General features: G+C 56.8%; 22 protein-coding genes and 1 pseudogene. 9 read left to right on the top strand and 14 right to left on the bottom strand.

Annotated elements, in window-relative coordinates; genetic code table 11:
• Positions 1-34: 34 nt before the first annotated feature.
• The 5 genes from IT41_RS13710 to IT41_RS20070 are packed head-to-tail and all read right to left on the bottom strand — an operon-like array spanning position 35 to position 2,860.
• Positions 35-580: a S26 family signal peptidase gene (locus tag IT41_RS13710; protein ID WP_036742368.1), complete on the bottom strand. Its 546-nt coding sequence runs from the start codon at positions 578-580 to the stop codon at positions 35-37.
• Positions 577-1,095 carry a DUF2840 domain-containing protein gene (locus IT41_RS13705; protein WP_036742366.1) on the bottom strand — a complete coding sequence of 173 codons (519 nt, stop codon included), beginning with the start codon at positions 1,093-1,095 and terminating at the stop codon, positions 577-579. Before IT41_RS13705 ends, IT41_RS13710 begins: the two co-directional genes overlap by 4 nt.
• Positions 1,092-1,499, bottom strand: coding sequence for a ParA family protein (locus IT41_RS13700; protein WP_052081562.1), 408 nt, complete (start codon positions 1,497-1,499; stop codon positions 1,092-1,094). Before IT41_RS13700 ends, IT41_RS13705 begins: the two co-directional genes overlap by 4 nt.
• Entirely contained in the window at positions 1,496-2,587 is a 1,092-nt protein-coding gene (locus IT41_RS20075) for a replication initiator protein A (protein ID WP_074948150.1), read from the bottom strand. Before IT41_RS20075 ends, IT41_RS13700 begins: the two co-directional genes overlap by 4 nt.
• The gene (locus IT41_RS20070) at positions 2,588-2,860 is read right to left on the bottom strand and encodes a helix-turn-helix transcriptional regulator (protein WP_074948149.1); all 273 of its coding nucleotides are present in this window, start codon (positions 2,858-2,860) and stop codon (positions 2,588-2,590) included. It lies immediately after the preceding gene.
• A 461-nt stretch (positions 2,861-3,321) separates the two neighbouring features.
• Between IT41_RS20070 and IT41_RS13690 the strand changes: the two genes are divergently transcribed.
• Positions 3,322-3,618 (top strand): DNA -binding domain-containing protein, encoded by a 297-nt coding sequence (locus IT41_RS13690; RefSeq protein WP_197055998.1) that lies wholly within the window; start codon positions 3,322-3,324, stop codon positions 3,616-3,618.
• Between the two features lie 7 nt (positions 3,619-3,625).
• Here IT41_RS13690 and IT41_RS20065 read toward each other — a convergent pair whose 3' ends face one another.
• The 3 genes from IT41_RS20065 to IT41_RS13680 all read right to left on the bottom strand — a co-directional run bounded on the left by IT41_RS20065 (position 3,626) and on the right by IT41_RS13680 (position 5,117).
• Positions 3,626-4,090, bottom strand: a complete 465-nt coding sequence (locus IT41_RS20065; protein WP_231564750.1) for a DUF2285 domain-containing protein — start codon at positions 4,088-4,090, stop codon at positions 3,626-3,628.
• 115 nt (positions 4,091-4,205) lie between these two features.
• Positions 4,206-4,421 (bottom strand): transcriptional regulator domain-containing protein, encoded by a 216-nt coding sequence (locus IT41_RS20060; RefSeq protein WP_074948148.1) that lies wholly within the window; start codon positions 4,419-4,421, stop codon positions 4,206-4,208.
• A 168-nt stretch (positions 4,422-4,589) separates the two neighbouring features.
• Positions 4,590-5,117 (bottom strand): antirestriction protein ArdA, encoded by a 528-nt coding sequence (locus tag IT41_RS13680; RefSeq protein ID WP_036742463.1) that lies wholly within the window; start codon positions 5,115-5,117, stop codon positions 4,590-4,592.
• 796 nt (positions 5,118-5,913) lie between these two features.
• On the opposite strand from IT41_RS13680, the gene IT41_RS19515 reads away from it, so the two are divergent.
• Entirely contained in the window at positions 5,914-7,623 is a 1,710-nt protein-coding gene (locus tag IT41_RS19515; RefSeq protein WP_081967565.1) for an SIR2 family protein, read from the top strand.
• Between the two features lie 526 nt (positions 7,624-8,149).
• Here the strand turns inward: IT41_RS19515 and IT41_RS20055 are convergent.
• Positions 8,150-8,919, bottom strand: a pseudogene (locus tag IT41_RS20055) (IS5 family transposase).
• Positions 8,920-9,018: 99 nt separating this feature from the next.
• Positions 9,019-9,447, bottom strand: a complete 429-nt coding sequence (locus tag IT41_RS13660; protein ID WP_036742356.1) for a hypothetical protein — start codon at positions 9,445-9,447, stop codon at positions 9,019-9,021.
• Between the two features lie 263 nt (positions 9,448-9,710).
• Between IT41_RS13660 and IT41_RS13655 the strand changes: the two genes are divergently transcribed.
• Complete coding sequence (locus tag IT41_RS13655) at positions 9,711-10,958, top strand: Shedu immune nuclease family protein (protein WP_139221715.1); 1,248 nt, start codon at positions 9,711-9,713, stop codon at positions 10,956-10,958.
• Here the strand turns inward: IT41_RS13655 and IT41_RS13650 are convergent.
• The 3 genes from IT41_RS13650 to IT41_RS13640 form a co-directional block, all read right to left on the bottom strand.
• Positions 10,955-11,611: a DUF2971 domain-containing protein gene (locus IT41_RS13650; protein ID WP_036742353.1), complete on the bottom strand. Its 657-nt coding sequence runs from the start codon at positions 11,609-11,611 to the stop codon at positions 10,955-10,957. The two genes, IT41_RS13655 and IT41_RS13650, sit on opposite strands and share 4 nt — an antisense overlap.
• A gap of 240 nt (positions 11,612-11,851) precedes the next feature.
• Positions 11,852-12,169: a tyrosine-type recombinase/integrase gene (locus IT41_RS21970; RefSeq protein ID WP_331435324.1), complete on the bottom strand. Its 318-nt coding sequence runs from the start codon at positions 12,167-12,169 to the stop codon at positions 11,852-11,854.
• Positions 12,170-12,817: 648 nt separating this feature from the next.
• The gene (locus IT41_RS13640; RefSeq protein WP_074948147.1) at positions 12,818-15,013 is read right to left on the bottom strand and encodes a hypothetical protein; all 2,196 of its coding nucleotides are present in this window, start codon (positions 15,011-15,013) and stop codon (positions 12,818-12,820) included.
• A gap of 616 nt (positions 15,014-15,629) precedes the next feature.
• Between IT41_RS13640 and IT41_RS21890 the strand changes: the two genes are divergently transcribed.
• The 4 genes from IT41_RS21890 (at position 15,630) to IT41_RS13620 (ending at position 18,283) form a co-directional block, all read left to right on the top strand.
• Positions 15,630-15,755: a hypothetical protein gene (locus IT41_RS21890; RefSeq protein WP_269429316.1), complete on the top strand. Its 126-nt coding sequence runs from the start codon at positions 15,630-15,632 to the stop codon at positions 15,753-15,755.
• A gap of 124 nt (positions 15,756-15,879) precedes the next feature.
• Positions 15,880-16,203: a type II toxin-antitoxin system HigB family toxin gene (locus tag IT41_RS13630; RefSeq protein ID WP_036742345.1), complete on the top strand. Its 324-nt coding sequence runs from the start codon at positions 15,880-15,882 to the stop codon at positions 16,201-16,203.
• Positions 16,193-16,573: a helix-turn-helix domain-containing protein gene (locus IT41_RS13625; RefSeq protein ID WP_036742343.1), complete on the top strand. Its 381-nt coding sequence runs from the start codon at positions 16,193-16,195 to the stop codon at positions 16,571-16,573. The genes IT41_RS13630 and IT41_RS13625 overlap by 11 nt, the downstream gene beginning before the upstream one ends.
• Before the next feature lie 12 nt (positions 16,574-16,585).
• Positions 16,586-18,283 carry a recombinase family protein gene (locus tag IT41_RS13620; RefSeq protein ID WP_036742341.1) on the top strand — a complete coding sequence of 566 codons (1,698 nt, stop codon included), beginning with the start codon at positions 16,586-16,588 and terminating at the stop codon, positions 18,281-18,283.
• Between the two features lie 214 nt (positions 18,284-18,497).
• Here IT41_RS13620 and IT41_RS13615 read toward each other — a convergent pair whose 3' ends face one another.
• Positions 18,498-19,133: an antitoxin Xre/MbcA/ParS toxin-binding domain-containing protein gene (locus IT41_RS13615; protein WP_139221714.1), complete on the bottom strand. Its 636-nt coding sequence runs from the start codon at positions 19,131-19,133 to the stop codon at positions 18,498-18,500.
• Between the two features lie 209 nt (positions 19,134-19,342).
• Between IT41_RS13615 and IT41_RS13610 the strand changes: the two genes are divergently transcribed.
• Together IT41_RS13610 and IT41_RS13605 are read left to right on the top strand one after the other, a co-directional pair.
• On the top strand, positions 19,343-19,996 hold the full coding sequence (locus IT41_RS13610) for a hypothetical protein (protein WP_036742339.1): 654 nt from the start codon (positions 19,343-19,345) through the stop codon (positions 19,994-19,996).
• A gap of 121 nt (positions 19,997-20,117) precedes the next feature.
• Positions 20,118-22,471: hypothetical protein (locus IT41_RS13605; RefSeq protein WP_197055996.1), on the top strand; the 2,354-nt coding region annotated here is incomplete at its 3' end.

Here is a 22,471-nt window from a genome sequence, read left to right as displayed (position 1 = left end):
AAAAATCTCCTGTTGTTGAGGTTTCGGCGTGGGTTCAATGCGTGGCCGCCCGCCATTCGTAGCGGCCATCACCTTCCCCATCGGTCCAGAGCGGCAGCGCCCGGCCAATGACGGAACTGGCGGGAACAGGTCCGAAGTAACGCCCGTCGAGGCTGTCGCGGATGTCCCAATTCATGAGGAAGAGTCCCCCCCCGCCGATGATGCGACAGCCGTGCCAGACCGGCAGGTCGCGGCCCATGCGGTCGCGCTCCAGCGCGTCCCCCATCTCCACGTTTTCGACGGTAATGGTCGCACCGTTGCGGCAGACGCGCTGTCCAGGCAGGCCGAGGACGCGCTTCAGCAGCGGTACGCCGCGTCCGATATAGCCACGCTCGACCATGAACCGCTCCAGCGGTTCGGACGGCATGATGGCGACCAGTTCGGGAACTTCGAGCGCATCGGCGTGAGCAACTGTGTAGAAGCCAATGGGCGCACTGGCGGTTACATTCCAGATCAGCCGGGTTGGCAGATCGGCAACAGCCGTGGCGATCAATGTTCCGACAGCCAGAATGGACACGGCGAGGATATGACGGCGGCTCATGGCGCAATCCTCCGGCGGCCAACCCATGCGGCATGGCGCTCCGGGGTGTAGGGATTGGGTTCCTGACCGGCGCTCAAGCGGTTTTGGACGTGCCGCCAATAATCCGGCGCAACATCGGCCGGATCGACGCCAAGCGCGTCCACCGCATCGATCAGGGTCAGCACCCGCTGGACTTGTCGCCAGCCGTCGATACGCAGCAAGATCTCGCCGCCAGGACGAACGAAGGGCACGGTCTGGTACGATTCGCCACGCCCGGTAGCGCGCAGGATGTCGAGCCGCGAGACGATGGTGCCGTAATCGTTGGAGGCCCAACGGACGAAGGCGAAGATGCTTTCGGGCGCAAAACCGATCAGACTGCGGCGGCGGTCGATGATCTGCTCAAAGCTCTTGCGGCCGAAGCGTATCCATCGCTCGACCTTCTTCTTCTGGAAGGTCAGTTCGACCAATGTGGTAAACGGTGCAGGCCCGTCCGCCTGCGGATGTGCATGCGCAGCGCGCACGGTTTTGCCCATCATGGCTGATCTCCTTCGATGGGTGGAAACTCGCGGACCAGCAGTTCGCGCAGCATCACGGCGACGGTGACACCACGCCGGAAAGCGGCAACCTTGATGCGTGCTTCGTTCAGAAGCCCCAGCATCTCGGCAAAGGCACAGCCATCAAAGGGCGATGGTTGCACCGGGATCAGCACCAGATCGGCTGCAAGCAGCGCAGAGCGCGTAAGACCAGCGACACGGGGCGGACCATCAATGTCGACATGATTGGCGTCACGCATCAGCTCCGACCAGTCGAGTGCAGTGCCTTGCGGTTCGGCATCGATCAGGATGACGCGCTTGCCTTGCGCCGCCCAGAGCCCGGCAAGATGCAGCGCCAGCGTGGTCTTGCCCACGCCGCCTTTCTGATTGAGGAGCGCGACGATCATGGCGTACCCCGCCCAGGTCGGCGGGAAGTGGCACTGGCACCGTGCCTTTCATGCGCGCGCGTCAAAGAAGAAAAGTTAGATTCTATGTTAGATTCTAAGTTAGCAGCCGGATTCTTCTTTTCGTTCCAGAGACTTAACTGGGGTTCGTGCGCCTGATGTGCCGATAGTGCTGCGCCTGATGTACCGATACCCTTTGCGCCTGATGTACCGACGGCATCCACAATGTTACCCACAGGCACTGTGGATAGATTTTCAGGGCGGATTCGCAGTAGTTCGCGGCGATCTTCGCGCAGGATCTTGAGCCTGTAGCCGGGCAGTGGCTGGCGGGCAGCAATGCGCCGCAGGTCCAGCGCAAAGTCCGATGGCCGGGCCATGCTGCCGGATTTCTGGTGGAGGTGCGCAACCTCGAACATCCAACCATGCGGCTGATGACCGGCATGTTTACGGGCGACACGGTAGAGCCAGCGCTCGATACCGCCTGTCAGCCGGAAATAGTCCGGGTCGATGGTGAGGACCAGAGAACGGTCAAGAACACTGTTATAGAACCATTCGGGCAGGACAAACTCCATGCCTTCTACGCGACCATCGTGCGTGGTCATCTCTTCCCATTCGTTGATCCAGGAGAACTGACGGCGTCGCCAATGCTTGCCGTTACGGATCGTCGTGGCGACGACGGTGGATTGCAGCCGGGCAAGTGCTGCCTTCAGCAACAAATATTGCCGGTTTCCGCTGTCGCGGCCGATGGCGCGCAGCAGATGATAGGGCGTGAAGCGAAAGAAGCGGGATGTCTTGATGCCATTATTTTCGGCAGCGACGATCTGACTCGCAGCCCAGATCAGCACATCGGCGTCCCAGATCGTCGCCATACCGTGTTCAGGCATTCCGAATACCTGCACCTCGACATCGGCTGTCTTGTAGAGGATCGGTTTCGTGCGCGGCGTCTTCGCCAGCGAGAAGAATGGCCGCTCCATCAGATCGCGCTGATCGCGTGGACTGGCATCACCGGTTGCGACCACGAAGGGATCGAGGTAACTACGCTCGCTGTCCCCCTCTCGCCGTCGAGTGTCATGGTGATCGACGCGCCGCATTCAGAGCTTGCTCCGCTCTTCAGGCGTCAGGGGGCGCGCCGGAAAGACCGTGCGAGCGTCCTTGTCACTGGTAGACTTTCGCGCGCCGATGTCGGCCCAGGACTGGAGATCATCGACGGTATAGAGGACGCGGCCACCGATTTTGCGATAGGTCGGGCCGGTCCCGTAGGTCCGGTGTTTTTCCAGTGTGCGAAGAGAAATGCCAAGGAAACGCGCAGCTTCCTGGGTGCGCAGCATGCGTGGTGGCATTTCCATGTTACGGCGCTCTGCCATGAGATCACCTCCAGTTCGTCAGGTTGATGCGGCTGCCGGAGACGGCGGCGCGCTATGACGAACCATGGAGAGAGATCGGCGGCGCGTAGCGTGCCGCATTTGCGCCCCTGCACAGACGGCACCCCTGAAATAGGCTGTGTCAGCGCGAAAAGATGTGAGATTTCAGCAACTCAGGAAGAGGTATGTGGAATTTCTCAAGACATTGGCGTGTAATTCGGTTAAGAATGCCGTTGGAGCAGACGCACTGCTCCGGGGCTTAGTAACCCCTGTTGGCGGTTGGTGTCGGCCGTGACGATGCCACACTCCTTGACCCTATGGTCGGGGAGCCCTTGGCGTATGTTCAGGGCTTCTCGCCTAAAGGCCATGGGGCCGTCCAACACGGTTACTAACTCCCCGATCACCAGGAGTCAGAGAGTTGTCTTGCGGGGGCGAACCGCAGAAACTCCTCTGAAAGAAGGGGAATGACCGTGAAAGCACCCGTCGAACTTGATCCCGATGTGGATGATCTGGCCCCATCCAGCGATGTCATCACCGCCTATGACGAGCAACACTTTGTGACCTATCTGCGGCTCCTCGACGCCAAAACCGAGGATGCGGACTGGAAGGAAGTGGCACGAATTGTTCTGCACCGCGATCCGGCATCTGATGAGATGCTAACCCGGCGATGCTGGCAGAGCCATCTGGAACGCGCTCAATGGCTGTCGCGGGAAGGTTACAGGCAAATACTGGAACAGGCTGCGGCAAACAGAAATCGTTGAGATTACCTCATTTGCCTTTTGATCGTGGAATCAGCTTGACCGGATAATGCAAAAGCAGCCGATAGCCCCCGCGCATCATCCTGATACCGTGGGCAACAAGACGACGTGCCTTATTCTTACGCGGATCAATCTCGAAATCTTCCTTGTTGCCACGGAACCCAAGCAGCACTTCCGCGACAGAACGGTAGCTTTCACCGTGCAGCCTGGCGTCCAGAGCGCGCAGCGACAGAAGATGCCATTGGCGAAGCTGAGCTGGCATGGCGCGAATATCCCGCCCCGGGGAGCGGCCTGTCAGGCACCGCCAGAGGCGGCGGGCAGCATGGGCGCGTAATTCCATGAACTCGTCCATAGGCAGGGTTGCAGCATAGAAAACCGTGGCATTGATCGCCCCCTGCGGTAGCCAGAATTGATGCTCCACCCCGTCGACACGCCAGATGGCATGCCAGCCATCCGGCGCGCGGCGCAGGATCAAGTCCTCCAGACCCGCGAGAGCGATAAGCCTTTCAGTCTCAAGGCATACATTCTCGACAGGTGACAGGATAATAGCCTGCGGATTAGAGCAAGGCGACCAGAAAGGCGGGTTCAAGTCAGGCCGCGCGTTTGGATCGTGCGGAAAATCGCACACCCCAGCGGCAAGCAAAGGCGTCCACCTCAGTAACACTCGGCTCTGCCTTCTGTGCAAGGCACGTGACATCGTTGCGGTAATCCTCATTGCGACGAAGATATTCCCAAGCGAAACCAGCAGCTGAAAGATCTTTGACGTGTTTATATGCCGCCGGAATACGCCAATCTATGCTTTGCATGGCGCGTCCTCCCATAATCGGACAACGCGAGACATCGTCCGATCCGGAGAGGCTGCCGCAACTTCAGCGCTTCGTGTAGCCAGATTAATAAGATAAGTGGATCGCCTAAACCGATAAGTCTGTTCAGCATTTCTCTCCAGTGCCCCAGAAACCAATCCACCCGTTTTTTCATCTGTTGGAAAACACATGGACCTCGCCATATGCGGTCTCGATGGTGAAGAACTCGCCGGCCATCTCAGCGTCACGTGCCATCGCATCCCAGTCGACATAGTAGCTCAGAACGTCGGGGATCGTGACGCTCTCGGTGGTTAGTTCTTCCATGTAGTCGGCAAGCTTCGGGAACTGACCGTGATAGCAGTCCTGCAAAGTGAATTCGGCTTGGTCTATGTCACCGCCGAACTGCTCCAGCAGGCCAGCGCCTAGTGCGCCATGCTCTTCTATGAAAGCGGCCATTCGCGCGACGGTGCCGATCTCAGCATACTCGCTGATGTCAACGCCTTCGAAGCCCTCATAGTCGTGAATGGCGTATTCCTCCGCCTCCTTGATCGGGGAGCGCGCTAGCATGACCGTAATCTCGTCCCTGATTTCGTCTGCGTCCTGATCCGCGTTGATCCAAACCCCATGCAAATGGCCGTTATTGTAAGCGGCAAGGCAGGCAACATAGATGCGAGGATTACTGTCGGATACGTTAGTCATGTCCATGATCCTTTGGGTTTGGGTTCATAGCAGCGAAGCGCCGCTCTTGAACCCTTGCCCCTCGGCGAGACTGGGGTAGCATACAGCAAGGGCGGCCAGGGCGGAGGGGGATCACCCGACCTGCACAAGCCTATTTAGGCGCGGAAGGATGGGGATACCGCCCTGAGCGGTTCACTTACCTTGCTGGCGCGAGGGCAACGCCCTTAGTGCCTGGGCACCATACTGTAGAATTCCTGCGCCGCACCAGTTAATGATGAGAACTACGTTTACGTCATAGCCCTCTAAATGAACTTGGAGATAAGACCGGCAGCCAGATTAAGTCCGAAAAAATCCATAGGTAAGTTTCCCGTTACACTCCGATGAACGACCGATATGGGGCCGATTGCGGACTGTCGACTTTTCGGCAAATCTAGCGAAGAGCGGACCCACACGGGTAGCTAACATCCGCCTTTTAACAATCAGTTATATGGCCTCCCTGTTTTTTGGGAAATTACTCCTGAGTAAGTGGTAATCCACTGATCCCATCCCGAAGATAGGTGTTCATAACCGCTGTACCGTTCCCACGTTGTCCTTGCGGCGCCGATCTGTGATCGCCTATCCATGGACGAGCGGCGGGAGTTTCTCCATCGAGAGTAAATGGGAGGTTCTCACTACTAGGAAGTCTGGAATCTAACCATGAACCGCCTGCTTCCTACAGCAGACTCAGGCTGGTATATCTCGAGGCAGTTCGAGAATAAGATTGCATGCCCTTAAGCACTGCTTGCATAATGTTCAGGTTGCAACCTGAAAGTCGATAATGCATCCGATTCTTTCCCTCGCGCACTCGGTTCAAACATCCCCGAATGTTTATGCCGTCCTTTTGGGCTCTGGCATCTCTCGAAGTGCAGGAATTCCCACTGGGTGGGAAGTAACTCTCGAAATGGTGGAGCGAGTCGCTATTCTATCAGGGGAGGACACGCATGGTGATCCTGCCCAATGGTACAAGGATAGATTTGGGAAAGACCCTGGCTACTCTGAGCTGCTTGACATGCTTGCGAAGACGCCAGCGGAGCGTCGCGCGATTTTGCATGAATTCTTCGAGCCTACGGACGAAGAGCGCGATGATGGTATCAAAATGCCAACCGCCGCACATCGCGCCATAGCCGAGTTAGTGCGCGACGGCTTCATCAAGGTATTAGTCACCACGAATTTCGACCGTCTGATGGAAGTCGCACTTACCGACTGCGGTATTGTTCCGACCGTCATATCCACGGCTGATGCAACAAAGGGTGCCGCGCCTTTGGTGCACCAGAGGTGCGTAGTCGTGAAAATCCATGGTGACTATTTGGATGATCGCATCAAAAACACGGAAGACGAACTCGCCTCGTATGATCCTGTGATGGACACTTATCTGGACCGTATTTTGGATGAATTTGGCTTGATCGTCTGCGGTTGGTCCGGGGAATGGGATCAAGCTCTCAGGGCAGCATTTGAGCGGTGCAAGTCTCGCCGCTATGCCACTTTCTGGGCAGCTCGTGGAAAACTTGGCGCACGAGCCGAGAAGCTGCTCACCCTGCGAGGTGGTCATTTAATCGAGATAGATGGGGCAGATAAGTTCTTCGCGCAGTTACAAGAAATGGTCGAAGGCCTCAAGGATTCCAAAGCTGCTCACCCTCTATCAGTCAGTGCGCAAGTTGCGGCAGTCAAGAAGTTTGTCGCGGCCCCAGAATATCGCGTGAGATTTCACGACCTTCTGGTCGACGAAACAAGCCGTATAAGAGCTTTGTGGGAATCTGCTTATACGATGGAAGCGAGGCCGGTCGACGCAGCGACGATTAAAGCACGTTTCGAAGCATATGACGCCTCTACAGGCGGGCTACAACATATGTTGTTTGCGGCGGCTCACTGGGCTGAAGCCTACAATTTCGACTCCATACGGCAATCCATCACTAAACTGGTTCCGTCCAATCTATGCAGCGGCTTTAGTGTATGGTTGGAAATGAACAAATACCCAGGTGCTGTTTGCTTCTACGCCGCATCCTACGGAGCCATGGCGGGAGGCAACTGGCCACTCTTCAAACACCTTGTTGAAGGCCGCCTCACGCATAGTGGAAGAGACGAAAATGTTCTTGAGCATCTGGGGGCGATTACAGTCGTATCCTCTGAAACAGCAAATGCTCTACATCCACAAAAGCGCTATACTCCGATCAGTGACCATTTCATGAGACTCTTCGGCAAACTTTCCAAAGTAGAGGACATACAAAGAGAGTTTGAACGTTTAGAAGTCCTCCTAGCCCTCCAGTATCTTCATGCATCCCAAACCGGTAACCGCAACACGTTGCGCGGGCGCTTCGTTTGGAACCATTCCGGTCAGTCCATTCAGAAGGTGCAACAGGAGATAGAACGAGAAGGGGATGAGTGGCCCCCGCTCAAAGCTGGCTTGTTCGGAGGGACGAAGGACAGCTCCGCCTCGTTGATTGAAAATCTGTTTGAGAACGTAAAAAAGATGGCCAATCACTATTGGTGATTGGCCACGTGTTTCACGATCCTTGGCTTTTTCTAGAAATAGACGGAGTGTTGCTTACGGCAAACCAATGTCTGCTTCTGGCGCTTAGGTGTCGCTGGCGTGGCAATAACAGACTGTCCGGTTTCCAACCCTTCGCGGTCACTAGTAGTATGAAAAGCGAAATGACCGCTTTCAGCAAACTTTTCGGCAGCCTGAACGACCTGAATTGAGGCACATCACCGACAGGCAGCTAAGAGGCCCTAAGTGGTCAGTCAGGCTTCAGTTGCCGCCCAAGAGATTGCCGGCACGGCGCATGATTGACATCTATGGCCGTGTCCGACCTTATTGCGATCGGAAAAACCAATCTGGCCGCTTACCAAAAGCGGACTTTAACCAGTCGGCCGGAGGATCGCCAAGGCAACGGTCGATCCCGACGGATATGACAACGCCGGGGATAGCAAATTACCGTCTGTCGGGTGCCGAGCTACGATCTGGAGTTACTAGAGTTCTGCGTCGAGAAAACGAAATACGAGGATGCGGCGCGCCCCTAGGTGGTGTGGACAAAGTGCCTGACCCACAAGCGGATTGAAGCGACGAGGACGAAACCGAGGAAGCTGTCGGCGGTCTTGTCGTATCGGGTCGCCAGTCGGCGGCTGTGTTTGAGCCTTGAGAAGCAGCGCTCAACGAGGTTCCTCAGGGCGTAGATATGACCGTCGATGACGGGCTGAACCTTGCGGTTCCGCCTTGCGGGAATGACGGCGACGACATCCCTGGCGTCAAGGTCGGCCAGGATGAAGTCGGCGTCGTATCCCTTGTCGGCGAGCAGCACGCGAGGCTGTGGGCCGGGTTCGTCCATGACCGGCGCATAGCCCTTCACATCGGAGACCTGACCGCCGCTCAGCGTGACCGCAACAGGGAGGCCCAAAGCGTTGCTGCGGAGATGGATCTTGGTCGAGAAGCCACCGCGAGAGCGGCCAAGACCCTGGTCCTCATCCCCTTTTTTAGCGCGCCGGCGGCGTGCTGATGGGCGCGGATGATGGTGGAATCGATCATCTGGACGCTGCCATGCCCTGCGCCGGCCTCGTTCAGCGCCTCCAGCATCACCTCCCAGGTCCCCGCCAGCGTCCAGCGCCGGAACTGCCGATAGACCGAGTTCCACTCGCCGAAATGGCTGTGCAGGTCACGCCAGGCCGTGCCTGTCCGAGCGATCCAGAACACTCCGTCCAGCACCCGTCGGTGATCACGAGGACGCCGCCCCCGTCTCGGCCCCTTCTCGACAACGAACGGCTCGAAGAACGCCCATTCCTCGTCCGACATCAAACCACGAACCAACGCCACTCTCCGCAAAGAGCAGCCTTGAATCAGTCATCTGGTGATTTGGGAATCCACTTTGTCCACACTACCTAGGATGGACTATTAATAACCAAGGATGTCGACGAGGCGGGCGTATTCTCTGGTCTCCAACTCTCGCCCTCGCAGGAGCGAAGCGAAGTTGGGATTTTCGGAGGGACCAACCTTTGTCTTTCCTGAAGACCAGAGCTTTCCTGCCAAGACCGCATCGGCTGGGTTCGAGAAGACAAACTCATGTATTGTCACATACAAGACCTTCGCTTTACCGTTTGAAAGCCTGCGGATCTTCTGGCTCTCGGTAGTGTAGGCCCAATCGCCAACCAAGTGTTCGCCGATACTTTCCGTCAGCAAGCCTAGTACGGTTGGATATTTTTTCATGTTCTTTTGAGACAGAATGTTGGGGCGCACAAAGCGGCCCGACACTGTGCCAACCGTAACAAGATTTCCGGTCTTGCCGTACTTCGCAACGAACTTGTCCCAACTTAACTTTGCCATGTCTTCCCTTCCTAGCTTGCATACATGGTGGGATTGGATGGAAATTTAATCAAGAGCTAGAACATGCTATATCCATGGATTAACAGGAACGCCATCCCTGAAGGCGTCAACGTGGCTGGCAATGTGGTGGAGGTGGGGTCAGGGCTTTCGTCAAATCGCCGCTGCAGACGACAAACTCGCTCGTATCGAGCTTGAGAACATCTAAAGCCTTGGCAGTTGTCATTATTGTCGACTACATTCCCCTCGGTAGCGAGGGTGGATTGATGAATTTTGCAAAGACTTCAGATGGTTGGTATTTCGAATATCAAGGCGGCGCTGACGAGAATGCCTGGGTATGGACAGAACTAAAGAACGACGGTTCCACCACGATTTCTAAGATCTTCAACTTTGTCAGATCAGATCTGCGCGAGCCGCCCGATGATACCACCGACATGGATGACTATGTTTATGTCTTCGACTTTGGAAAGATCGAGGGCGAATACGTTCGTATTCCAGGGCGCATGATCGGCAGCGAAAATGACGTCATGTTTCCAACGGGCACCTTCTTCAAGCGGAAGTTATTTGCAGCCGAACGAAACATCTCCATCTTCGGTCGTCTCAGCAAGCTGCTGGACCATCGCGATCCAATCATAGTCGGAGGCGCTGATCCGAAGGCGATACCCATGGAAGTATTCGAAGAACTGCTCAGGAAATTCCCGAACACATACGAGCTAAATCGGTACGCCGACGCCCGAGTCCACACTATACTGTCTACCTACCTCGATGGCATGAAGGATGCCCGGGGGATGTATGAGGACTATCTGAACAAGAAAATGGTCGTCAAGGGAGGCCTGAAACTCGAGACGGCCGATCTGAAGAAGCTGGAAATCGAGAAGTATGTCCTCATACGCAAGCTTATCAACGACGCTCTCGAAAACAAGACCGATCTCGCCGAGGAACAATGGCAGATCTACATGCTTTCGTTCATTCTTCTCCTATTCCCCAAGTACATCAGAGTTTTGGAAAACGTTACGATCAACGACTATTACACCAGAGAAGATGGCAAGAAGACCCCCCGGTACATCGATCTGGCGCTGCTGGATGCCAACGGAAATCTCGATGTTATCGAGTTAAAAAAGCCTTTTGATAACAAGATTCTCCGAAAGGGCCAGTACCGCGGCAACAATGTTCCCACGTCGGAGCTGAGCGGTGCCATTATGCAGGCCGAGAAGTATCTGTTTCATCTGTCGAAGTGGGGCATTCAGGGCGAACGGGAACTGACGAAGCGATACGCCGCTGATATTCCCGAAGGCATGAAAATCCGCATTTCAAATCCAAAAGCAATTATCATACTCGGGCGAGATACCACGTTTGGCGGGGACATGACGGACGGCCAACGTCTCGACTTTGAGGTCATCAAGCGCAAGTACGCGAACATGATGGACATAATCACGTACGACGATCTGATTCGTCGCCTCGACAACACGATTGTTGCTCTTGGTGGAGAAACCGTCATTGCAAAGAAGACTTAGGGCCACATGCTTTCTTGGTTCTGCCGCACGACCCGGAACTCCTCAAAGGACCCGCGTGCCATGTAGATGTCGACACTCGGATCATCGACGGCCGCTACCAGCTCGGCACGTTGACCCTTGTATCTTGATCCGACGATGATCTCCTTCAATTTCATTTTCTCCGAAAAGGGCATGAAGTAGTGGGTCTCCCCATTAATGACGATGCCGTCCTTCAGCGCGATGTATGCCCGGTATTCCTGTTCGTAGGACCATCCTTCGGCCTTTGTTCGGATCAGGCGTTTGATATCTTCGGGCGTGATGTCGTCAAGGGTGTTGAGGCCCATGTCCGAGAGTGTGGGTCGCTTCTTCTGGTATTCGACCTCATAAAACGCTCGGTCTGAAACATCGAACCCGAGGACCATACCTTTGTGGCTGTCGGCGTAGTGCGCCCACATGAGCGGACTGCCCCAGTCTTTGCTCATGCAAATCACGCCATTGTTGACATTAAGGTGTCGCCGCATCTCGCGCAACGCGATCCGTTCGGCTTTCTCCGCCAGCGCGACCCCGATAAACTCGAAGTCGTCGTTGAGCTCCTCTATACGCCCGACCCTGATCCTGCGCTCCTCAATTGAACGCTTGCCGTACTCGGCGCCCAAAAACCGATAAAGCCTCATCTTGCCTCCTCTGTGATCCTCCAGCTATACGCGAACCCTTGCAATTCGGGTAGCCTGAGGATGAAATGGCGTAGACATTTATTCGTGTCCGGCTTGGTAATGGTGTCGTAAAAGCTGCAAGTCTACAAACCACTCCTTCGCGGACGTTGAAAGCAGGATAAGCGGAACGACCGCTTTGGAGAGCGTGAGAATGTTTCGCCTAAGTACGGATTGAGGGCGCATAGCAGTTCAATCGTTCTTCTAAGCAAAGTCTATTTGCGCCTGGACACACGGCCCCGCCGGGTGTGGGGCCGCACACTGTCGAATCTCAGTATGTTCTGCCAGTTCCAGAGCATCCTCAATGTCCACACCTCGATACCTAACCGTATTCTCGATCTTGGTATGTCCGAGGAGGATCTGGATCGCACGAAGATTCCCCGTCGCTTTGTAGATCATCGCGGCTTTCGTCCGTCGAAGCGAGTGTGTGCCGTAATCTTCGCTGCTCAGCCAAATTGCAGTCACCCACTCATCGATCAATCGAGCATACTGCCTGGTACTGAGATGATCGGCATAATCGATCCGACTCGGGAAAGCATAGTCATCGATTGTTCAACCTCTCCGTTCAAGCCAAGCAAGCAAACTTGCTTGGACGTCGGCCGTGATCTCGAATTGGACGGGGCCCCATTTTTTTGCTGAACAACCATTGAGTGCGTTCGGATTTCCTGGCCTGTGACGAGAGTACCGATCTTTATTTTGACGAGATCACAGCCTCGTAACTTGCTGTCAATTGCGAGATCGAACAGCGCTCGGTCACGCATGCGCCCTTCCCTATCGAGAAAGAAACCAATTGCCCAAATTTGTCGCTGCTTCAGGGGCTTCTTTACGCCAACTTTTCGACCTGTATTCCATGCTGGCCTGCCTAGCGCGGCGGGATCATATCGTGAAATACCCATAATAATTCTCCTTTGGCCACCATTGGCCATTATGAGAACGTTTGATCTTGAGAATTAACTGTGAACTTTAAGCAGAACGGCAGGTCGTCGACACCAAGTAAGATTTTACTTCCATTTGTCTTGAGAGGTTGGCGTACCAGCTTCCGACCTAAATGTTGCCGTTAGAGGCACTTCCGTAGCCGCAAGAAACCTGCCGTCCGTTTAGTTTCCGCCGAACTGAAGATCTAGGAGCGTTTGCGGACTAACCAGCTTTGAGACCTAGGAACTGAATATTTCACGATAGACCCGGCACCTTCCCGGCCCTCAGGTCCTCCCAGCTAACCACCAGAATGAGTTCTGATCCGCTGCTATTGGAGGATAGCAGGACTTTTTCAGTTACGTTTTCGACCACTGGAATCCAAGGAAATGATGGAAGGATTCCTACGGCGATCTCACCGCCTGCGCCGATGCAGACGCAAGGGTGCTTCTCTCCACGCTTCCGGGCGGCTGCAATTTGTTGTTCCACCCAATCCCAATCGTGGCCAATGGATGCCACGGGTACCAATGTGTGTGCGAGTTGGGGGTGCCAACTATCAACGATCCTAGGGATTTCAATCAGCAACTTGTCAATCAGGGTCGACGGGTTCAGCTCGTCGATCGCCGCCAAAGCGGTATCCTTCCCTGCGGTCAAAGGCACCTGATCACCAAAGCTTGCAGTAATGGCCCTGGTGGCAGTGCCAGCGTCACGACCATCGCCGCACGCCGCCACGACGGACCATTTCAGCCAGTCTCGCGCCCTCGCTACCGCCAATTCACGAAGAGATGCGACCTGCGGATTGTCTTGTGTCACGTCGAACTGCCAGTCGAAAATGGCATGAACCTGCCAGCCAGTGGAGAACGCTGCGTGCATGAGTTTTTCGTCTTCACCGATAAATGCCCGAGAAATCCAGTCAGCAAATGCTGACACGGAAGCGAATGCCTCTTCTCCGGTTTCGCATTGACGCACGGCAATGATGGGCGGAGCCTCGCCCATGTCTTCGGCCGACATATAGCGTAGCGCCACCTCCTGGAGCAGGCCAGCCATATCGACCTCCGCCCAAAAGGAGCTGGCTTGCAGCAGGCGTTGCTGCTCTGGTTCGGCGTCCGCCATCTGGGCGGAGAGAGAGCCAAAACGGCCGAGCAGCAGTCCCAATCGGAACAAAGCCGAAAAGGTCCACTGACCGTCGATGAGAGGCGGCGCCGATGCGATCTCATCGAGAAGAAGCACGCCCAAGATCGGATGGCGCCAGTCCATGCCTGGTCTGGCGCAGCTCGACATGAAATTCCGCATGCGCTCGACGTGACGAACGGCATCCCGCACATAGTCACCTAAGACGCCCCAGAAATCGATGGCAATCGGCATGATGTGGCGATCCAGCGTAAGCCCCGGATAGCGCCAGCGCTCGATATTTCTGATCTCTTCCCACCCTTGGCTAAAAGCCCATTCCGGCGAGCCATATCCCTTCAGATACTCGACGGCAGCGCCACCGTCACATGACAGCCAGTCCCAGGAAGCGGTTAGATCGTGCGTCCGACCATCTGACAAGATGTAATCGGACATGGGCGAGCGGCTGTTTGCAAGAAACCCTTCGCTTTGCGCCCTTTCCAGAAAACTAAATGGATTAACGACACCGGCCAAAATCAGGTAAGGCGAGTCGGCCATCCCCGGGTATAGATGGTTATAGGCCACGATCGCAAAGCCGGAGCTCCCGGAACGCTCCGACTCGCGGACCATCAGGCTGGCAGCGGTCGAGCACACGGCATGGATGTCGTCTTCTTCCAGATCCGGCGATGGTTTGAAAGATAGTGTTGCCGTCACGATCCCATTGGCACTCAAGCTTTTCTGGCCGATCGCGCTCCAGGCAGTTGGAATATGGACGACCAGCCGAGGGCTTTCTTCTCCGTCATCGAAGCGTAGACACAGAACGCGGCGCCGAGACCAACTATTGAGTCCAGTGACGGCATGATCGAGAAGCGTCGAGAAGTCGCGCGACACGATCACCATCATAACATCGTTCGCACTGGAGAACGGCATGTGATTTAGCGCTTCATGCTCATAGGCTATGATCTCTGTCACCGCCTCGCGGGCACTCCCATCCTGATTTTTTATCTCGAACAGAATGAACCGGGAGGACTCCCGCGTGCAGTAGAGCAGGTCGACAAAAAGGCTTTCTCCTTTCTCACGAGAGATGCTGCGATTGTTCTTGCTGACCAGCTCAAGGGTATGAAGCGATTCCAGCACATGCTGGGCAGCCCTAAGATTTCCCAGCCGCGTCAGGTAATCAATGGGAAAGGATGGCTTGAATTCGGGCGATTCATATTCGGCCAGCTTTTCACGGACTTTGCCAGCGTCGATAATGGCGTCTGACAATTTGTCCGCCGCAATGACCGACTCGAGCCAGTCCTGAACATGCTGCTCTTTGCTGAACTTTGGTTTGCCTGCCCGCTCCACCCGGTACCCCACTCAGAATATTCAATGCGTTTGGTAACATCAGTGATTCCCCTCCCTTTTGCTATGGCAGCGAATGCAAATAGGTACATCGCTAGTAAGAGGCTCGGGGATCATTCAATGGCCCCTAGAATTCTGGACGCCTCAAGTATTCAAAATCTGTGGCCGGCGGCTTTCCAGAAGAGGCACCCGAAACGCACCTGTCCGCTTGCCACCCCAAAGTCGGCCATCGTTGACACCTTGTGTTAATGGCTGCTTACGGACATGACGGTGCTAGTCCTAATGGCCGAGATGAGGGCGCATAGCGGTCGTTTAATGCCCTATAAGCTAGGTCTACGCAGGGTCAAAAACGACCAATCAACCGGAAGCGATTCGAACTCGACCGAGTACTAATTGAGCATATGGGCCTCACTCACCCTCTCTCCGACTCTGAGTGACCCATCCCTTTTCTACGCCAAGTCATCCAATTCACCGCACGGAGCATCGCGAGACCTTCATCAGCTTGGCATTCCACGCTTCCATGTCTCCTGCCCTTTCCGGGCATGGAATTATGGGGAATATGGCAGTTAAACGGGACAGGATCAGTAACAAGGCTATTTCGCCCTCGCCTGGACGGGAAATGGGCGAGAACGATCCTGCACGCACCGACGCAGCGATCCGCTCCATCGCCCGCTTGATCGGCCGCCAGATCGCCCGCGAGCAGTTCGAACGCAAGGCCCAGAAACAACATCTACCTTCGCCCTGATGGTCCAACAGCCAGCGTCTCTGGCTACTGACATGCACGTGAGTTTCACCCGGGGCAGGCTTCCAGCGCCGGACTGATGCAGTTTTCCCTTGAGACCGTTTTGGTCTCGTGCTATAGGTGACAAATGAGGATTATTGCCCGCCGTACTTTGCGCGAATTTGTCGAAAGCCTCGCGGGCCAGAAAGAGCAGCCGGCCGTCAAGGCCGCGCTCGATGCCTGGTTCGACGAAGTCAGTAAGGCGGAGTGGGCAAGCACCGCCGATGTGAAGCGGCTTTATGCGACCGCGAGCATCGTCAGCGCCGAGAGAATCGTCTTCAACATCAAGGGCAATGACTACCGCCTCATCGTGTCGGCGGACTTCGAGAAGGGTATCGTCTGGATCAAGTGGCTCGGCACGCACAAGGCTTACGACAAGATCGACGTGAAGGAGATCAACCATGGCAACTGATCTGAAGCCGATCCGCACGGAAGCGGATTACGAAGACGCTCTGACAGAAGTCGAACGGCTCTGGGGTGCCAAGAGCAGAACGCCGGAAGGCGACCGCTTGGACGTGCTGGCAACGTTGATCGACGTCTATGAGGCGAAGCACTATCCTATGGACCCGCCTGATCCGGTAGAGGCGATCCGCTTCCGCATGGAGCAACAGGGATTGACCCGCAAGGATCTGGAGCCGATGATCGGCCCACGCAATCGGGTTGCGGACGTGCTCAACCGCAAGCGAAGCCTATCGATCGACATGATCCGGCAATTGCATGCCCGACTCGGCATTTCAGCCGAAGTGCTTATCCAGCCGAGCCGTATGGATAAGGTAGCTTAGGAGAGACAGCTGATGACCCGCGTTGCGCTTTATGCCCGATATTCCTCCGACAATCAGCGCGAGGCGTCGATCGAGGACCAGTTACGCATCTGCCGCGAGCAGGCGAAGCGCGAGAAGTGGAAGATCGTCGGAACCTACAAGGATGCGGGGATTTCCGGCGCGAGCATGACCCTGCGCCCCAATATTCAGGCACTCATGCAGGACGCGCAGGCAGGCCAGTTCGATGTTGTGCTGGCAGAGGCACTGGATCGCATCAGTCGTGACCAGGCTGACGTCGCCACCTTCTACAAGCACCTCAAGTTCGCTGGTGTTCCGATTGTCACACTGTCCGAGGGCGAGATCAGCGAGTTGCATGTCGGCCTCAAGGGCACGATGAACGCACTGTTTCTGAAAGACCTTGCCGCCAAAACCCATCGCGGCATTCGTGGCCGCGTCGAGGACGGCAAATCAGGCGGCGGGCTCTGCTTCGGCTACAACGTCATCAAACAACTTGATGCACGCGGTGATCCGATACGTGGAGAGCGCGAGATCAACGAAACTGAGGCTAATATCGTCCGCAGAATTTTCCGCGAGTTCGCCGCAGGCATTGGCCCGCGCACCATCGCCCGCACATTGAACGAGGAAAGTGTCCCCGGCCCAAACGGCAAGCTCTGGAGCGACACCACCATCCGAGGCCATGTGAAACGCGGCACAGGTCTAGTGAACAATGAACTCTACATCGGTCGTCTGATCTGGAACCGGCTTCGCTACATCAAAGATCCATCCACCGGAAAGCGCGTCTCACGCATGAACTCGGAATCGGAATGGATTATCAAGGATGTCCCGGAGCTGCGTATTGTCGATGACGAACTGTGGCAGGCGGTGCGCGAGCGCCAGGGCGAGATCGCACAGAAGTTCGTCAACGTGACCGAGGGCGCGCGCAAGCACCACAAAAAGAACAAGCTCAACGGTGTTCGACGACCACGCACACTGCTGTCCGGACTGATCTTCTGCGGCTGCTGCGATGGCCCCTATTCGCTGCGCGGCCCACAGCGCTACGCCTGCTCGAACCACATCAGCAAAGGCACCTGCGACAATAGCCGCACAATACGCCAGCAAGAGTTGGAATACCGGGTGCTCACCGGCCTGAAGGATCGGATGATGGCGCCTGAGATCGTTGAGGAGGCGATGCGCGCCTATGCCGAGGAAACCAACCGGCTGAACCGGGAACGCCGCTCCAGCGGCGATGCATGGAAAGCAGAACTCGTAAAGATCGAGAAGCAGATCCGCGGCATTATCGAGGCGATCAAGGCTGGCATGTTCCACGAAAGCATGAAGGCTGAGATGGACATGCTGGAGGCGCGTAAGACTGAACTGACCGCCCTGCTTGCCGACGCCCGAGATGACACACCGGACATTCTGCCAAGCGCCTCGGCGATCTATGCGAAGAAGGTTTCTACCCTGACCAAAGCGCTCAATCACAAGGAAGAGCGACAGAAAGCGGCGGAGACATTGCGCGGCCTGATTGAGAAGATTGTGCTGACGCCGGGGCCGGAACGCGGAGAGATTTACGCAACGCTGCACGGAGAATTGAGCACGATCCTCGTATGGACGGAGCGTCAAGCCATTGGAAAGTCTGCTAAAACGACAAAACCCGCCGCTGTTGCGACGGGTATGTTAGTATCGGTGGTTGCGGGGGTAGGATTTGAACCTACGACCTTCAGGTTATGAGCCCATGGAAGGGCAAAACGGAATAATCTGGTAAATCAGCAATTTACGAGGCACGCCTTTGTTTTGGCGTGATTTTCTCCCTCGCGAACATCAGCGTTCGCACGGATTCACGCGCAAGACCGGCACGAAACCCGCAGTCGCAGGTTGATGTGGTGTTGATGTAGCCCACGCGCCCTCCCCCGCAGATCATCATCGCAGACCGTTTTGTCCGCCTTCATTTCCGATGATCCTGGAGCCCAAGCTCGACCCACATCCAGCCGAAATCGTACTCGGCAATCGGCCCCTCTCCGTGCCCGGCGCTGCGGTTCTCCAGCATCTTCAGCCAGTCGATCACCTTCTCACGCCCCGCGGCCGTCCGGACAGCCTGGCGCGGTGACTTGCCGCCCAGCGCCGGGATCGGCGCGTCAAGCGTTTCGCGGTAGTGATTGTCGAGGTGATCCCGCATGATCTGGTGCGCGATCTCTGGCGGGATTTCGTCGGCCGCCTCACTTGGCCTGTCACGCCGTTTGTCGGCCCGCACCTGCTCAACAGTCCGGATCGTGGCCAAAGATGCTCTCAGCAGATCCCCGGCAGCCGCGCCGATCAACGTCTGGACCTTGGCCGCCCGCTCGGCCGAGTTGACGGTCACGAGCAGCGTCTTGCCCTTGAGTTCCACGGAGCCCAGAACCGTGGCCCCCTCCATCTGCGTGTCCAGCATGATGCCGCCGCCAGCCTTGCCACCGCGCGCCTTCCGCGTGGACAACCAGTTCCAGAACTTCGGTCCCTCGGGCAGGAAGCCCTTCACCCGGTCCAGCCGCTCGACCACCGCCTTCTGCGTGACGCCGCTGGCAAGCGGGTAGCCGAGACCCAAAAGCCCGCTGACGGCGACAAGCGCTGCAAGCGCAACAGCAAGCCCGCCGGCGCGCCACGCGCCAGCCTCGACGAGATCGCGGAGTTTTACGCCCGGATGGTCAACGGCGACGGCTACCTACCTTCCAACGCAATTTCGAACACGGTGCGTAATGCCATGCTGGAACGCGGCCTTGTCACAGCGGAACGCCTGAGAGCGCGGGCTGTGCTGTGACGGCGCATGCACGCTTCCCAAGCGGATCCGCCCGCACGAAACGCCCACTGGGCGTCCAACAGGCGCTGGAATGGGCCTTTCGGACCGAAAAAGCCCGGCTTGAACTGCCCGAGCCGCCCGATCCCGAACGCGGCGAAAGCCCCGGCTTCGGCCTCGAATACGTGCTGATGCAGCGCGCCGCGCTGGGCTGCCGGATCGATGGCGGGCGCTACAAGCCGGACAGCTCCACCCACGAGGATGCCGAGGCGATCGCCGCCTGTGTCGCAGGATTGCCGACATCGCGGGGCGGGCTGCGCATGGCCATCCGCATCGCGGAGTTGGCCCGGGCAGGCATGACGCCCGACTGGATGCCCGGCGCCGTGCCCCGCTGCGTTCCGGTCGAGATGAAGCGCAACCAGCATGGGAAACGGTCGACCACCATTCCGGTCGGGACTGCTCGAGTGCAATCACGCGGCAAATGGCGGACGGTAGAACTCCGCGCCTGTCCCGTCACCTGGTCGCCGCATCCTGATCAGATTACCGCCGCACGCCGGCACTACGGGCAATGGTGGCTGGCGCTGGAATGGGTCCAGGACGGTTTGGTGGCCGGCGGCATACTGCGGAGCATCGAAGTCACCGATGCCCTGCCGAAGCGGACGTCGTGGGCGTGACGTGCCATCGAAACCTTATGCCGGCCCCTAGCTGCTGCCAGACGGAGGACGGTTTAGGGTTTCTCTCTCGGATCGCTTTGGCCATAGTTGAAATCTGTGCATTTCGACCAAAAGTATTCAGGTGAAAAAGATGTTGAACAGGTCCGGGTCCGAGGCAATATCTGCAAAATTCATGGATGTCCTGCAATTCTGGCACCGCCTCGAATTTTTCAGTCCCTTTGACCTGGACAAGCGCATCGAACCTTCCGAGCGAAAGCATATCATCTGGCTCTGGGAGGATGACCTTCAGGAAGGTCTCGCGAAACTTGCCGTATATGCCCCTCCGCCGGGCAAACGCATAACAAGCGCATATCTGTTTGCTGGCGTCTTCAGCATGGGTGAGGTTGAGCGCTTCGCCAACGAACTGGCACCTGCGAGCGATGACGATGATGCGTTCGAGGATGCAGAGCGCGGCCTGCCGGAGGGGCGCAGCTGCTTTGCCCAGTTCAGCCTCGGTACCGGGTTCGGGATCAATTTTGACGATATCGAGGTTTCCACGCTTCCCTGGGCGATGGGGCAGTGCCGCAAGACCGGCCTGAACGCTCTTGGCCACCGAGCCTACCATGACAGCCAGCAGCGGCTGAAAGACGATTTTCGCGGGATCCGTGACCGCGCATCGGCTGACATGGAGGCACCCCTTGCCAAGGCGACCATCCTTGACGTGCTAGCCGCCCTTGAAGCCTGGGCAAATTTCGAGCTCCAAAGGGGTGATATCCCTGTCGCCTGCGTGGAAATCAATCTCAGTGACGCAAAGCCCGGCAAAGCCAAGGCAGACACCTTGCCCGAGGATATTACGGAAGCATCTGCCGGTGATGGTGATGTCGGTAAAACCACTGAAGATACGGAGATTGACGAGGCAGAAGAGCCAGACGATCTCCAGATCGGCATTCTGAACAGCTTCTTCATTACCGATCTCGAAGCGGCCATGGACCGTGTGGACCAAGGCGGCGATCTCGGCACTTTGGCACCATATCTGATGGCGGGGCCGGAAGATACACCGATCGACCTCTACGGCCCTGATGGGGCGGATGCTATTATGCAGGGTCTTTCTCCTGAATTGTCGAACCGCGGGCGCTGGATGAGCCCACCAAACAATGCCATGAGCCTGATGCAGCAATTCGCGATCAACAAGGTGATTGCCATGCGGAATGGACAGGGCCTGTTTTCAGTGAACGGCCCCCCGGGCACCGGCAAAACCACGCTGCTCAGGGACATCATCGCCGACAACATCGTCGCGCGTGCCGAGATTCTCAGCCGGTACAGAAGAGCCTCCGAAGCATTCGAAAGGCAGAAAATCAAATATGACGATGGCCAGGGACATTCGGCGACAGTTTCGATTCTCAAGGCAGAACTTACCGGGTTCGGGATGATCGTGGCCTCATCGAACAATGCTGCCGTCGAGAACATCTCGCGCGATTTGCCAAAGGCATCGTCGATAACCGCGCCTGAGCGTTTCGGCTATCTCCAGCCGGTTGCGCATAAGCTTGCGACGCAGAAACCCGATGGCACATTCGAAAATCTGCCGGACGGTGACAGGCCTTGGGGGCTGATCGCCGCAGCCTTGGGCAAGAAAGCGAACCGTCGCCTCTTTCGGGACAGGGTTTATGTTCCCGTCGAGGCAAAACCTGAGGCTGATGCCCGTGACGTGGTATCACCGGAAACCATCTGGCAGTGGCGCAGGAGCTACGCGGGACCAAGCTTCGCAGAGGCTTCGGCAGCATTCCGAGAGCAGTCGAAGCTGGTCGAGGAGGAAACGACCAAAGCTGCCCGCTTTGCCGAACTTGGCAATGTGCTGGCCATGCACACGCTCGATAGCTTTGTGACCGAGCACCGCCGCAAGTTCGAGGACGCGGCCCGTCGCGTGGATCATGCGGAAGATGAGTTTGAGACATCGAAGCAGATCGTGACCGCTCTGGAACGGGATCTTGACGATCTGAAGGAAGAGGAACGCCTTCTCGACCGGCAGCGGCCGGTCTGGTGGTCCCGCCTTCTCGGCCGGCCAGCAGCCCAGGAACACCGCATGCAGGCCCAGGAAAACGCCGACCGTCAAATTGGCCTTCGAAGACGTCTCGGCGAAGCTCGGACCAATGCTGATGACGAGAAACTCCGGCAACTGCGGCTGGCGAAGGCTACCCTGCAACAGGCCACCGACGATCTGGCGGCGGCCGAGGACAAATTTCGGAGTATGGAAGCCGATTTCCAGAAACTGAACCAGCAAGGTTACAATCTGCCAGCTACCGGGCTTGATGATTTCGAACAGGAGGCGGTCCAGATTTCCGGGCTATGGCACAGCGAAAGGCTTGCCAGCGTGTCAATCGGCGTTGAATGTTCCCCCCCTATCGGCGTCCAAAAGGGACCCCTTTGGCGATGTGGCGAGCAGGCCCGTGGCGGCGTAGCTTTCCAGCTGGCGCAGCCGACGCGGGCCTGCGTTTCGGG

The sequence above is a fragment of the Paracoccus halophilus genome (assembly GCF_000763905.1).
GTDB lineage: Bacteria > Pseudomonadota > Alphaproteobacteria > Rhodobacterales > Rhodobacteraceae > Paracoccus > Paracoccus halophilus.
This window is presented reverse-complemented; position numbering and strand designations above follow the sequence as displayed.